The organism is Fibrobacter sp. (assembly GCF_045131395.1).
Taxonomy (GTDB): Bacteria; Fibrobacterota; Fibrobacteria; order Fibrobacterales; family Fibrobacteraceae; genus Fibrobacter.
The window spans coordinates 46,611-61,228 of the sequence record NZ_JBGUQY010000040.1; the positions used below are offsets into that span (position 1 = coordinate 46,611).

Sequence of the window (14,618 nt, forward strand, 5' to 3'; positions counted from 1 at the left end):
GCCCGCAACAAAGGCATCAATTTTGACAAAAAATCCATAATCATCGCCTAAACAGCCGATTTTTGACCCAATCCCGAGTATAAATTCATATAGGGTTGTGAACAACAAAGGATTGGTATGTTTGGCAAGTTTCCTAAAGTTATTGCCGGGGCAGCATTTGCCCTCGGCTTTTCCACGTTCGGGCAACTCCACGCGGCTCCGGACCCGAATTTTCACATTTACATCGCCTACGGGCAGTCCAATATGGGCGGCACCGCCGACGCACAAAGCGCCGACAAGGCTGAGCACCCGCGCTTCAAAATTTTTGCCACGCAAAAGTGTAGCGGCAAGGGGCGCAACACCCTAGGCGAAGTCTACCCCGCCGTGCCCTCGCTCTTTAACTGCGGCAATACCATTTCTATTGCAGACTGGTTCGGCCGCACCATGGCAGACAGCATGCCCGATGTCACCATTGGCATTATTCCGGTTGCTATTGGCGGCGCAAGCATCAAGGCATTCGACAAAGATCAATACGCAAGCTACCTCGCCTCGGCAGAATCCTGGCTGCAAAATTACGCCAAGGAATACGCAAGCGACGGCAACGTCTACAAGACTATCGTAGACATCGCCAAGAAGGCCCAAGAAGTGGGCGTCATCAAGGGGTTCATTTTCCACCAGGGTGAAACCGACGGCGGATATTCCGACTGGCCGAAAATCGTGAAGAAGACCCGCGACGATATTCTCACCGCACTCAACATGAGTTCCGACACGGTACCCTTCGTGGCAGGCGAACTCCTGCGCGAAGGCTGCTGCTATTCAGACCGCGTTTCAAAGCTCCCAAACACCATGGACAACACCTACTACGCTTCCTCCGAAGGCCTCGGCGGCAACGGCGTGGACCGGTACCACTTTAATCACGATGCCTACGTGACCTTCGGCAAGCGCTATGCCGAACAGATGCTCAAAGCCGTGAACCGCGCCCCCGTAGAACCGGTACCGCAACAGCCCTTCAAGGGAACAGCATTTGAAATCCCCGGCAAAATCGAGGCCGAAGATTTCGACATTCCAGGCGTGGGTTCCGGCAATGACTCCTACAAAGAAAACGATTCCGAAGACCACGGCAAATCCAACTACCGCGAAGGCACGGGCGTCGACATCTACGAGAAAGCAACCGGCTATGTTGTGGGCTACAACCAAGAAGGCGAATGGCTCGAATATAGTGTGAATGTGAAGGAAGCGGGCGAATACCATTTATATGCGTCAGTCGCTTCTGCAAACGAGACTTCTAGTTTCCAGATGTCTTTAGACGGCAAGAACATCACCGAAGTGATTTCTGTACCCAAGAACGAAGGTGAAGACAACTACAATGATTACAGTAACGTGATAGCAACAGTGGAACTCCCTACAGGTGAGCACATCTTGCGATTCACGGTGACCGGCTCCTGGATGGACGTAGACTTCTTTAATTTTGTCTTACGGGAAGACGATATTGATTGCTTCGTCAACTGTACAGAATTCGTCAAGCCCGCGGCATCGCTTGCGACCAAAGCAGAAAACTACCGCATCTTCGACATGAACGGCGGCTACTTGGGCATAGTCCAAGCAACAGGACTGCAAGAGCTCCGCTCTAACGCTAAAGCCCTCGTAAAACACGGCGGCATGTTCATCGCAAAAACAACCGCCGGAAAAACCTTGCGGCTCAAAATCGCGAAATAAAATCTTATTCAAATAAAACCTAAGCCCATTCGGATTTATCCGGACGGGCTTATTTTTTTGCGACACGTGTTATGCCTCTCTGGGCACTTGCATCGCGACGTTATTTACAACATTTACTGCAGACGCTTTACGGCAAGAGTCTTATTGCCGGCAGTCAGACGCATCACGAATGCGCCGCGGCTCATGCCACCGAGATCAAGCGTCACGGCACTGCCGGAGAACTTTTCCGAATAGAGCAAGTGACCCTGCATATCGAACAGACGCACATCCTTAACGCCCGGCACATCGGCCTGCACATGGAGCAAGCGACCTTCAAACGTGTACTGCACCTGCGGCGCAACGACACCCGCAATAACGGCGCTAACAGATTCAGAAGAACTGGACTCCGGCGGCACCTGTTCACTGGATGAAGATTCCAATACAACCTCGCTACTAGAGCTCTGCACGCTGCTGGAACTTTCGACAGAAGAACTGGACACCTCCTCCGGGCATTCCGAAAGGGACTTGTCTTTTGCCGTCGTAAAGCAGACCCTATCGGTTCCGTCGAGCACAATGTTATAAATGCCCGGGACCGAAGCTTTTCCGTTCCTATTCACATAAGAGAAGTCCGCATAGTAACCACTTGCCGCAAGGACCCCTTTAATAGCCACGCGTTGGTGATTCACATCGCCATTGGCATTATTCTGGTTCACAAAAATCGTCTTGTCGTAGTCAATGTACCACACATAGACACCATTCTGGCGACCGCCACCCCTAATCAGCGGCACATAGGCATCATAGCTTTCGGCGGGGCGGTATTCTACAATGTAGTATTCATCGGCCTGCATCGGATTCGTGACCGAATAGGCCTGCATTTGGCTCAATTTTCTCAAAGAATAAACGGAGTCCGCCTGCAGCTCTTCAAGAGTCAACCAGCCCATGGATTCCTTTTCAAAGGCGGAATACCCCATAGGAGCATTACCCTCGTCGATAGAACTCCCATTGTACATTCCTACCGACATGATATCGTAGATACTGGGGCCGTCAATCTGTTGATTGTTCTGATCTCTACCATAATGGTCGCCCAGTCCCATCACATGGCTAAATTCATGGGCAAAAATTCCCATCTTATTGATTTTCGAATTCCGGGATCTATCGGCATACTGGGCTATAAAAACGTAAGCATCGAAAGTGTAGCCGCCAGCCTTGTAAGCAGACGGGAACCACCTATTTTTAGAAGACCCGTTGCTTTGCATCCAGAACTGGTGTCCCCAGAAAAGATCGCTTTGCTTAAGGGCGTCTTCTTCCATGCCGGGAAACAAGAAAAAGAATCCATCAATGTTGGAACCGCTGGAGCAATACTTTTTGGCGTTAGCTAAAAAGTCTGCACGCTTTGCCAGTTCATCTATCCCCATGGCAATAAACTTGCCTTCCTGGAAACTGGAGTCGTAACCAAAATCCGTAAGGGCCGCATTGATATCAATCGGATACACGTCGAAATGCGGGTCGAACAGGCTGTCAGATACGAACAAGAAATAATCGCGAAGGCTTCCGATATTGCGGTTTTCGCTATAGCCAGGCTTATTCAAGAAGTCGGCAAATTTTGCGGAATCCCCATGGGCCTTGTCGGTCGTGCCGATCAACAGCACCGGGAAACTTCGTTCTCCCTTGGTCCACTTTGAAGGGGTCGGTCGATTCAGCGCCACAGGAACACCATCCTGGTTGTACGCCATTACGGCGGTTTGCGCCACAGAAGATTTCTGCGTTAACGAACTGTCCTCGGGAAATCGACCTCCACGCAATTCTTCGTGTTTCTGGTGGGCCGCCTCCTGGTTCAACCCGTTCAAAAAGGCCTTTTCCTTGTCGGTACGGTCTTCTACATTCTTGGCAACTATGCCGGAAGACTTGCCATCTTCACCGACATACACGCAGTTGCCTGCGGAATCCAACATGACAAGGTATCCATCAGAGGTTTCCGCATAATGGTAATGTTCATCGCCAAAATAGCGAATCGAGACGGAACTGCCGTCCTTGTTCGAAACAGTCTGAAAACTTGGCGCAGCCGGACGAGCAAAAGCCTGAGTTACCAGGGCACCAACCGCCGCAACCAAATAAATCGATACAACCTTGTTCATGACCCAAAATCCTTTTCTCTAAAAATAATCCTTTTTCATATAAAAAGCATGTTCTCGGCAGGAAAAATCGTGTTAGCATTGTGCAAAAAGGTCTCTTCAATGCCATTTTTCATGAATCCGATTCAAAAAGTCCCGTTTTTTCTCATTTTTGGCCATTTTGCAGGTTTTTCGGCAGGTTTTCCCTAAGTTAAATTTTTATTGACATTGTTCTCAAAAATTATATATATTTAAATTGTGAACCGTTTTCTAGACATCTACCAATTTACGCACTTCCGTAAATTTCTGGAAGAATACCAGGTAGTCCGCGCCAAGGCGGAACCCCATTTTACGCGCACCGAAATTTGCAACCTGCTGGGCCTCGAAAAAAGCCGCAGCTATTTCGCCGACGTTCTCAGAGGGAAAAAGGTCAGCCCCCGCATGGTGGCCAAGTTTATCGAAATCCTGGAACTCGACAAGAAAGAAGCCAAATACTTCGAAACCCTGGTGGAACTGGACCAGGCCAAAAGCGACGCCGCACGCAACGCCGCCATGCAAGAAGTCCTGAAACAGCACCCCAACCCGCAACACATTTTAAACGAAGACGCCTACGAATATTACAGCCACTGGTACAACAGCGCCCTTTTTGCCATATTGGACGCCATGGACGTGGACGACGACATGACACCGGTGCAAAAGCGCATCTTCCCCAAGGTTCCGCTTGGCAAGCTGAAAGATTCCCTCGCCCTCCTCGAAAGGCTGGGACTGGCCCGTAAAAACGAGGACGGATTCTGGAAGCCCACTAAGGAAAGCATCAGCAGCGGCCCTTACAACAACGCGGAACTTGTCAAACAGTATCAGTTACAGTGCTTTGAACTTTCGAAACAGGCCCTCATGACGCCCCCCAAGAAACCGACCGTCATGAGCACCCTCACTTTCAGCATTTCCAGCGATGCCTACAAGAAACTGGAAGCGGAGCTGCAGGAATTCAAGGCCAAGGCAAGGCGCATTATCGGCGAAGACAAGGAAAAAGCCGACGGCGTGTACCAAATGAACATCCACCTGTTCTCAAATTTGGACTAGCCACTAACGATAGGGATGTCAAATGAATAAAGAACAAATTAAAACGAATTTGTCCCTTGGCGTAGCGGCGATTCTTTCGCTTATTGCATCGCTGTTTTTGCTGACATCGTGTAGCCCGCCCAGCGACGCCAACGAATCGGATCACGCGGGCGTGCTCACCGAGACCGAATCGGGCCACACGGTCGCATTCGCAGCCGAAAAATGGGACGACACCTTTAGCGTCACCCCGTCTGCCAAGAAATCGGGCACCGTCCAATTCGCCCTCACTAAAATTGTAGACGGCAAGACAGAACTGTTCGATTCCGCCACCGTTAAATACGGCGATTTTGCCGTATTCGATGATGTACACGGGGCCTACAGCGTCGTCGCCACGGCAATAGGGCTAAACGGCGAGAAAGACACGCTTTACGGCGTAGATGTTCTAAAATGGAACGATGTCGATACCGTCGTGATCGGAGTTCAAAAGCCCGCTACATTACAGATTTCGAGCGATTACAAGATTTGGGAAAATTCCGATTCTGTCAGTGTATTTGCCAAAGGCGACACGCTCTGCATTACAGGCACACTCGCTTGCAAGCAAGTCACCAAAGAAGACATTAAACAAGGCTATATCACCCTCGAAAACATTCCGCTTTTCAACAATGGCGATGTTGCAAAGCAAATTGAGATTTCTAACGGCGAAGATTTCCGCGCTGTCGGAGTCACGCTGAACCTGAACGCCGGCGACACTCTGTTCGTTGACAACGTCTTGAGCATCAAACATCTCTACGACATCGAGCTTACCTTGCCGAAGTCAGACCTGTTCGATTCCCTGGGTGAATACTCGCTAGATTCGCTTATAGTGCCGATCCATTTCTGGTACAACAGCAAATCTTACATAAGAAGCGCCAGTTACTACACAGATAAATTTATTGACGCTCAGAAAAACATTCTTCTTGGACCAAGATACAGCAGAGTGTTCGCAGAAGACTCCTTTTACGCCTGGTATGTGATTCCCAAGATGGATTCCACAACCACTTTGACCGCATTTGACGGGGATATCAACTGGGGCAACGTTCCTAGTTCGTACGAACGCATTCGCGAGTTCATTTCTGAACCCGTAACCGATTCTCTCCTTACGACCCGCAAAGTATTTACGGACAACAACAGCTTTGCGCTTTCGTTCTGGTTTGAACTGGATAGCCTCGAAAAAGACGGTCGTCTGTTCTATTCGGGCACCGACAGTTTGGGCTTTGAAATCCGCCGCTGCGAAAAGGATTCTACCGCACTATGCGCCAAGATTTATAACGGAATCGACTCCATTTCGACCGACTCCATAGAATACGGCAAGGCAAACGTCATTGACGGCAAGCTCCACCACTATTCATTCGTCATCCACAACAAGCACCTGACAATCGCCATCGACGGAGAAACCATCCGCGACACCGACATCAAGCTTTCGACAGAATTCTTCGATCTCGAGGAAATTTACACCGGTAGCGCCCCAGTAGAAGACGTAATGCTCTATTCCTTCGGAGATTACATCAAGCAAAACGGCGAAAAGAACTGGACCCGCCTAAAGGCCTGGCTCTACGCCTTCTACGAAATGCAGAAATAGATTTAAACGAAATGCTCGCGAATCCGCGAGCATTTTTCAATTAAACCAGCGTTAACTTTTACTCGCCCACGACGAACTTTAAATAAAGCTCCTTCAGCGCATCGCCCCACAGGTACATAATGGGGGCGGCCACTGCAAGGAAGGGGCCAAAAGGAATCTGGCCGGCGCCCTCGTCTTCTTCGGGGGTATCCTTGTTTTGCGAAGCCTTATTTTGAGCCGCCTTTTTAGCGGCACGTTTTTCAGCAATCTTTGCATACGGTACCATAATCAAGATGCCAAGAATGGAGGCCACCACCAAGACTTCGACCGCACGGGAAACGCCCATGAGCGCGCCGAAACCGGCCAGCAACTTTACATCGCCAAAGCCCATGGCGGCCTTGTTCAAGACTTTCGTAGCAACCCAGCCCAGCAGGTAGAGGCCACCACCGGCAGCAACGGCACCCACAATGCTCTCTACCGGGGTCATTCCCCCCGGAATAAAGGAGATAATGAGACCAGCCACAATGCCGCCCACCGAAATGGAATCAGGAATTAATTTGTACTTAAAGTCAACCGCACTTACCGGATAAATGCCCAACAGCAACCAGAAAAGAGCCAAGGCGTCGGCCCAGACTTCAAGGCTCTGTACCGGGGCAGTAAAATTCGTGGTGAAGCCGGTAGCCGCATACAGGGCAAGAGCCCCCAGAAGGCCGCAAAGGGATTCCCCGATGGGGTAAATGATGCTGATGGGCTGCTTGCAGCAAGCGCTTTTCCCTCTTAGAATAATCCAACCTATAATAGGTAGATTGTAATATAGCGGAATATGCTTCTTGCAAAGAGGACAGTGCGAAGGCGGGTTCACCAGCGAAATTCCGCGAGGCATACGGTATACAATCACGTTGTAAAAACTGCCTACACAGGCTCCCAGCACGAAAAATACGGCCAGACTGTACCAAAGAGGGATTTCTTCCATAAAACTAGCTCCATCGGTGCAAATTATCACACACGCTTTTCGAATAAAAAAGATAGATTTAAAGTGTAAATTTTGTTTAGTATTTAATTGAGGATGTGCTATGCGTGTACCCCATTTTTTATTGTTCACCCTCGGCCTTAGCGCTTCGCTAGCCCTTTTCGGATGTTCCAGGGAATCTTCCGTCAAGGAAAACGTCAACCTGAAGAACAACCACTCCCGGGTTTTTGTCTTCGACAGCCCCATCGCGGACCCGACCGCCTTCGCCGATTCCATGGCCAACGTCGCCGTTGCCGAAGCGGATACCATCCCGGACACCCTAACCGTTACCGTTAACGACACCGTGTACATGATCGGCCTCTTGCCCTACAACGTGGACAAGATTTACCGTTTCCAGTGGACACTGACCAAAAAGGACGGCAAGGACACAACCATCATCGGTGGTAACGCCAAGCCCCAGGCCTGGGCATACGCAAAGCCCGGCCTCTACGAACCCAAATTCGTGGCCTTCGACGGAAACAATGCAACCGACACCGCCGGAACAGCTACCCGCAAGGCCTGGGTCAAGGTCATCGACACGAAGCCCACACTGATTGTCCCCAAGGATACCCTTTGGACCAAGCATGACGGAGACATCACCTTCCCCATTCTTGCAAGCGATTCCTTCGGAACCATTACAAGCATCATGGTCGACCTGGACGCCAGCGGCAAGAAAGAATCCGCCAAGACCTGGAAGTACGAGAAATTTGACGACAACGACTCCCTCTACTTGACCATCAAGAACAAAGAGGCAAAGATTGACTCCCTTGGTAACCAGAAAATTTACGTGATCGTCACCGACGACGACGGCAACGAAACCAAGGACAGCGTGAACCTGCACTTCAACCGTATTCCGAGGCTCAAAGTCATTTACCCCCAAGACGGCGCACGTCACAACATCAACGACCGTTTCTATTTCTACTACGAAGGTGAAGACGACGACAACCCGCAGAACCTCCAGTACTTCATTTACGCCCAGGTTTCAAAGAATGGACAGCCCCCGCAGAAGGCCTTTACCGAAGAAGACCTTATCGCCAAGGCATTCACCTCCAACATTTTCGAACCCATCGACAAGAAGGGCAAGAACGTCATCACCCTGGTTAGCGACCCGAGCAAGCAGTTGACCGGCCGCATCTACTGGGATATGTACGCAACTGACGGCTACGACATTGTAAGGCTTACCCGAATTTCTACAGGAGACAACTCCAGCCGCCCGTGGAACTTCTATATCGGCGATCTGAGCTCGACCCAGGGTACGTTCACCGGTACCGCCAAGTACCAGGGCCGCGACAGCCATTCCGGCATCCGCATGGAATTCAACAACGGCAACAAGACCTTCGACGTGACCACCGACGAAAAGGGTAACTACACAGTCAAGGTGGATGCCGGCATCTACACCGCCACTGCCATTTCTGATTCCCTCAAGGAATACGCCGACTCCACCATCAAGAACTTGTTCGCCGAATCGGGAAGCGTGATTCGCATGGACGAAATCGTATTGAAGGATACGGCGAAGCCTTACCTGATTGTAAAGAACATCGACACCCTTACAAATCGTGAACTGAGCCAGACCATTTACGCCCGAGACCTGGGTTCGCGCCTGGATTCAGTCACGGCGGCAATTGACGGCAAGTCTCAAAAGCTCACCTGCACCAAGAGCGACAACGACGCCATATTCAATTGCCCCCTGGCCATGAACAACCTTACCGACGGCAAGCACACATTCGAGTATTCTGCCAAGGACAAGGTGGGTAACAAATCCACCCTCAAGCAGACGATTGTCGTCATGGCCACGCAGTTGAACCTGACTGTCAACGGAGCCCAGAACGCCCGTATCGGCACCGACGGAAAACTTGACTTCGTCGTAAAGGTCATCGGAGCCTACCCGGCCGCCGAGAACGTTACCTGGAGCTGGAATATCGGCAATGGCGAGAAGACAAAGAAGACTGCCGTCGGCGAAGATGGTTCGGCAACAATTTCGCTCACCTACGATGAAATTGCTTCGGCCGGTCCCGACAAGGACTTCTTCATGAAGGTCAAGTATTCGGAAAACGGTGCCGACGTTAGCGCACAAGTCAAGTTCGGTACCTTAGGCGACAACCCCGCCGTCGTGTTTACCGAACCGAGTTTTGAAAACACCGTAAGTATCAACGACCCGTTGCATTTCAAGGTCCAGACGTACAAGGGAAACAAGAGTGAAACCCTCACCCTGGCATGGAACTGCGGCAGCAACCTTTCTGCCGGTTACACATGCCCCACAACGGCAGAAGAAACTGACCTGGCCTTCAGCAAGGTCGGCACCTACAAGGTTGCAGCCAAGGTAACCGATAACCTCGGAAATATCGGTTCTGACACCGTCGTGGTCAACGTGGTCGCCGACCCGCCCAGCATTAATGTCTCGACAAAGAACAAGAACAACGAATACAAGATCGGATCTTCCGTAGATGTCGATTACAACGCCAAGGACAAGTTCGGCACCATTAACCAGATCAAGTGGGGTTGCAACAACGGCAATGTAATATTCGACCACAACAAGACCTTCGATTCCCCCGCCGCCAGCGTTTCGGGTTCGATCAAGGTTGAGTTCCCCGGTGGCCTCGATGTCAAGGACAGAACTGAACACACCTGTATCTTCAAGGCTGTTGACGATGATAACGAAGAAGCCTCCGATACGATTTCGTTCATCCTGTTGAGAGACCCGCCCACCGTCCGTCTCGCAACCAAGAAAGACACCGTAAAGATCAATAGCGAACAGACGATTAAGGCCATTGCAACCGACAAACTGGGTTACATTGCCGAATACGCCTACGCCTGTAGCGAAAGCATGTCCGACCTCAAGAGCCCCAGCTGGAGCCTCATGAACGGATCCGAAACCAAGGTGCGCATGCCTTCTTCGGCAACCAAGGCTTACTACTGCGTGGTTCAGGTCACCGACGACGACGGCAATACTGCCAGGGATACGGCCCAGTACACCATTCTCCTGGGTCTCCCCACTGTAACCGCCTACGTGAACTACAACAGGGTAACCATCAATGACGAAGTCGAACTGAACGCCCACGCCCAGGATTCCCTGGGACAGCTCGTGAAGTATGAATGGGGCTGCGGTTCCGCCTCGGCCGACAACATCGGATTCACTTATTCTTCTACGTCTACACCCCGCAAGATCATGAAAATGCCGTCGGTTGCTCAAAACGGCTACAAGTGCATTGTCCGCGTCACCGACGATGACGGCAACACCGCCAGGGATACGGTCTCCATCGACATTATCCAGGCGCCGCCTACGGTAAAGGTCGCCAACAAGGAACTGACGGTCCGCGCAAACTTCAACATTGCACTGAAGGCAACCGCCAGCGACGACAACAAGCTGCCCTCTGACCCGGGTGAAATCGTGAAGCGTGAATGGAGTTGCGGATCCAACAGCCAAGTCGAAAACAACTGGAAAAAGGTCAGCTCTCTCGACACCGTATGGAAGGCTCCGGCAGTCCAGCAGCTCATCTGTATTGCCCAGGTGACCGACAATGACGGCAACATCGCCAGAGACACCATCACCATCAAGTACACGACCGAAATTCCCATGCTTTGGGCTGACGCGGATTCCATTTACGTGAATCCGGGCGATCCCTTCACCCTGAATGCATCCGTTAACGACGCATGGCAGGGCATCGACTGGTTCTCTTGGGAATGTATTGACGCCGCAACGGGCAAGACCATGGAAAAGAAGGTCACTCAATACGACTACGAAGCCAACGGCAAGTCCTTCGCCATCGGAAAGGATTCCACCTATTCCGAACAGGGCAAGAACATGCTCTGCATTATTTCGGCTCGCGAAACAAGCGGCAAGGACATTCTGAAGGACACCACCAAGGTAAAGATCCTGAAGCAGCACCCGAAGGGTGTCATCACCGCCCCCGATACCGTATACCTGTGGAGTGGCGACGAATCTGTCGATGACAAGGCCATTTACTACTACACCCCCGAATGGGGCGGATTCCATTCCGAACGGGGCGAACTTGGTGACCCCAACAAACAGGATTACTGGTGGAAGTTCAGCAATGTCGACGGAAACTTCTATCAGGGCGAATCCGACGGTACCCTGGATACAAACATTGCCGAATTCAACACGGCATTTATCCGCAGGACTCGCGAAGGCTCTGTCACCATCACTCTGGACTACCGCGACAGTACGAGCGCAACGCCCAGCAGCGCCTTCTACAGCCGCCACCGCGCCCCTGAATACAGCCACAAGGTTTACTTCAGCAAGGCCTGGAAGAACCAGGGTAAGGACACCGTTATCGAAAACACGTCCTCTACCATCGCTCCTTCCTTTGCAATCGTGAACCAGGTGCCCGTTATCGCCTACGCAACAGGCAATTCCATGGTAACCGTAGCCAAATTGAGCGGCAATAGCTGGACAAGCCTCGGCTCCATCAATGTCACAGGAAGCATCAAGAAGATTGACGCCGTCGCCCATGGCAGCAACTTCTACGTGGGCATCCTCGCCGACAGCCTTTCCATCTACAAGTCCGCCAGCGGAACCTCTGCCCCTGCCAGGGTCAGCACGCCCGCCATCGCAGGCATCAAGGACTTCAAGCTGGTGAGCAAGGAATCCGAATCGGCACCCCACGCAGTCGCTATCGGTTCCGAGAACAAGATCTACATGTACGACAACAGCGAATCCAGCTGGACCAAGAACACCAAGTTCAGTTCCATTGACGGCGACTTTACGGAAGTTGACGCCATCTACACCGACGACGGATACCTGATCGTAGCCGGCGTGACCAGCTCCTACAGGGTGAACATCGGCTACTTCTCCAAGAACGACTACAGCTCTATCGAAAAGAAGCAGTTCAACGTCTCCGATATCGGTCGTGCCAAGATTACCTCCAGCGGCAAGAAAATCTACATGGTGTACTTCAGTCGCGGCGTAGAAACCTATGGCCCCCGAATCGCAACCGGTACCATCAACAGCAACAGTATCGGCTGGAACCAGACCGGTGCAATTATTCGCGAAGGTATTTTCACCAACAACATCAGCCTCGCCGCCTACAATGGTGTCGTCTACGCGGCATTCGACAACCGCGCCCAGATTTCTCAGGTCGATGTTTACCGCTACGAAGATGGCGAATGGCACCTGTATGGCGAAAACCTGCTGCCCTACTTCAACACGGTATTCTACAGCCTCCGCGGTTATTATCTGCGCGGCATTGCCCCCACCCTGGTCTTTGACAAGGAAGGCGTGCTGTACGTGTCCATGCTGGCACAGGAAAGCAACGGAGGTCCCAAGCGCAACAACGGCCCGCTGGTCATGAAGTACGTGGCCGACAACTGGAAAATTCACGACAACAAGGATTAAGAATGAATATTGAAATTGCTACTATCTGTGATGCCGCCACCGCAAACGGTGCCGGCGGACGCTTAAACATTCTCGGTGCATTTGACCGTATTTTTGCAAACTTTCCGCTGGTGATACCGCAGTGTTCTACGGCGTTCCGTATTCGTTACGCCCGCAGCGAAGCCGGGCTGCACGACCTGTCTCTCGTATTCGAAGATGTGTGCGGCAAGCCCATTGTGCCGCCCATGCAGTCCAAGATTCCTCTGGAACCGGTGGCACAGGGCTTTGACACTGCGGCAGTGAACATGGTCCTTAACCTGCAACGTTTCCAGATCAAGCGCCCCGACAAGTACATTATCCGCCTTCTGGTAGACGGCGAAGAACTGGCCAGCTTGCCGCTGTACGCTCTGGAAGCCCCCCAACAGGGCGGACAGGCTCCGGACGCCCCCATTGCCCAGGGCGAACAGGACTTGCCTAACTAATACCTAGAAGATACGGCTACACAGAGTGCGGCTCGCATCGGGCAACCGACAGCAGCCGCATCCAAGTCCACAAAGTGAACCATAAGAGGTTTTGAATCCGATGCTTCAACGAGCACCGGATTTTTTTGCATATCCCGACGAAGGGTCCCTTCAAAGAATTCCCCGCCTACGCACTTGTAAAAAGCCTCTTTGCGGCACCACAGCCTAAAGAATTCTTCTTGGGCCCGTTCCACCTCGAGGGCCGCCAACCGCGCCGATTCCTCCTTGCTGAAGAACCGTTCTGCCAGGTGCAGGCGTTTAGGCGAATACTTCTCCAAATCCACCCCGATGCGGAGCCGACTCAAAGAACCCCGCTCGCCAAATGCGCATACGCAGTAACCGTCGGAATGGGTCCAGTTCACGTCAAAATCCAGCTTCGGGAATCGCGGACGGGTATCTTCCTTGGATTCCTCCAAGTCGGCAGCCGTTACGGGGAATCCGCAATATTCCGAGAGAATGCCGAAAATGACCGAGCGATGGTCAGGTTTTTGTGCAAAGGCTGCCAAGTGGACCACTCCCAAAGGAGTTTCCACATCGAGCCTGCGGATTTCGCGGGCGCTGTCTATGGCAGTATTTTCGTTCATGGATTGTTCGACACAAAGATAATTTCTAGTTTGGGGGCATGAATTTGACTTTCTGCAAAAAAATCGCCCTTGGCACGGTCGCCCTGATGCTCGGCGCCTGCGGCGACATCAACAACAGCTGGGAAGCCAAAGGTGGCGGCTATATCAAGTACGAAATCAACGACGACGGCCCCTACACCATAGAACTCGACAAGGACGACGTAGAACCCCCGTTCTATGTCAACAACAGCCACCGCTACTTTTATTTCTGCACGCGGACCGCAGAAAGCGAACGGGGCGACCAGATATCCCTGATGGTCAACACCCCGAAAACCGGCACCGCACTCACCCCCGTGGCCCGGGCAAGCTTAAACGGCCGTTTGCAGTACGTCACCTGGCTTCGGGTCAAATCCACCATGGAATCCCCCCTGATTTCGGACAGCAGCACCATCAAATTCGACGAAATCATCAACGATTCGCTCTGGACGGCCGACCTGGACCTTTACTTTAAGGATTGCCGCGCCGGAAAATGCATCGACAGCCTCCCTCCGCTCCATTTGACCGGCCGACTGCGCTATTGGGTCCCCGCCGACGAAAGATAATGCGGAAAACACCTTGACAAAGCAGAAAATCTTTTCTATAATTGGTCTCACTTCGGTCGATTAGCTCAGTTGGTTAGAGCGCTACCTTGACATGGTAGAGGTCACAGATTCGAGTTCTGTATCGACCACTCGAAAAAGCTCCGCAAA

General features: G+C 51.8%; 9 protein-coding genes and 1 tRNA gene. 7 read left to right on the forward strand and 3 right to left on the reverse strand.

The features are described from left to right. Positions 1 to 117 precede the first annotated feature (117 nt). Complete coding sequence (locus ACJMNB_RS10435; RefSeq protein ID WP_405342178.1) at positions 118 to 1,695, forward strand: sialate O-acetylesterase; 1,578 nt, start codon at positions 118 to 120, stop codon at positions 1,693 to 1,695. Between the two features lie 113 nt (positions 1,696 to 1,808). Here the strand turns inward: ACJMNB_RS10435 and ACJMNB_RS10440 are convergent, their stop codons facing one another. Then, positions 1,809 to 3,809 carry an immune inhibitor A domain-containing protein gene (locus tag ACJMNB_RS10440; protein WP_405342181.1) on the reverse strand — a complete coding sequence of 667 codons (2,001 nt, stop codon included), beginning with the start codon at positions 3,807 to 3,809 and terminating at the stop codon, positions 1,809 to 1,811. Positions 3,810 to 4,043: 234 nt separating this feature from the next. Here ACJMNB_RS10440 and ACJMNB_RS10445 point away from each other — a divergent pair, with 234 nt between their 5' ends. Continuing rightward, entirely contained in the window at positions 4,044 to 4,868 is an 825-nt protein-coding gene (locus tag ACJMNB_RS10445; protein ID WP_405342183.1) for a TIGR02147 family protein, read from the forward strand. 22 nt (positions 4,869 to 4,890) lie between these two features. Next, on the forward strand, positions 4,891 to 6,465 hold the full coding sequence (locus ACJMNB_RS10450) for a LamG-like jellyroll fold domain-containing protein (RefSeq protein ID WP_405342185.1): 1,575 nt from the start codon (positions 4,891 to 4,893) through the stop codon (positions 6,463 to 6,465). Between the two features lie 58 nt (positions 6,466 to 6,523). On the opposite strand, the gene ACJMNB_RS10455 is transcribed toward ACJMNB_RS10450, so the two are convergent. Further along, complete coding sequence (locus tag ACJMNB_RS10455; RefSeq protein WP_405342187.1) at positions 6,524 to 7,417, reverse strand: prepilin peptidase; 894 nt, start codon at positions 7,415 to 7,417, stop codon at positions 6,524 to 6,526. A gap of 100 nt (positions 7,418 to 7,517) precedes the next feature. On the opposite strand from ACJMNB_RS10455, the gene ACJMNB_RS10460 reads away from it, so the two are divergent. Together ACJMNB_RS10460 and ACJMNB_RS10465 are read left to right on the forward strand one after the other, a co-directional pair. Beyond that, complete coding sequence (locus ACJMNB_RS10460; protein WP_405342189.1) at positions 7,518 to 12,806, forward strand: hypothetical protein; 5,289 nt, start codon at positions 7,518 to 7,520, stop codon at positions 12,804 to 12,806. A 2-nt stretch (positions 12,807 to 12,808) separates the two neighbouring features. Next, a complete protein-coding gene (locus ACJMNB_RS10465) occupies positions 12,809 to 13,267 on the forward strand; it encodes a DUF6941 family protein (protein WP_405342191.1) in 459 nt (152 codons plus the stop codon). Here ACJMNB_RS10465 and ACJMNB_RS10470 read toward each other — a convergent pair. Beyond that, positions 13,264 to 13,890 carry a 4'-phosphopantetheinyl transferase family protein gene (locus ACJMNB_RS10470; protein ID WP_405342193.1) on the reverse strand — a complete coding sequence of 209 codons (627 nt, stop codon included), beginning with the start codon at positions 13,888 to 13,890 and terminating at the stop codon, positions 13,264 to 13,266. The two genes, ACJMNB_RS10465 and ACJMNB_RS10470, sit on opposite strands and share 4 nt — an antisense overlap. A gap of 38 nt (positions 13,891 to 13,928) precedes the next feature. On the opposite strand from ACJMNB_RS10470, the gene ACJMNB_RS10475 reads away from it, so the two are divergent. Together ACJMNB_RS10475 and ACJMNB_RS10480 are read left to right on the forward strand one after the other, a co-directional pair. Further along, entirely contained in the window at positions 13,929 to 14,471 is a 543-nt protein-coding gene (locus ACJMNB_RS10475) for a hypothetical protein (protein WP_405342195.1), read from the forward strand. A gap of 54 nt (positions 14,472 to 14,525) precedes the next feature. Continuing rightward, positions 14,526 to 14,599 (forward strand) — tRNA-Val (locus ACJMNB_RS10480). The last annotated feature ends 19 nt before the right edge of the window (positions 14,600 to 14,618 follow it).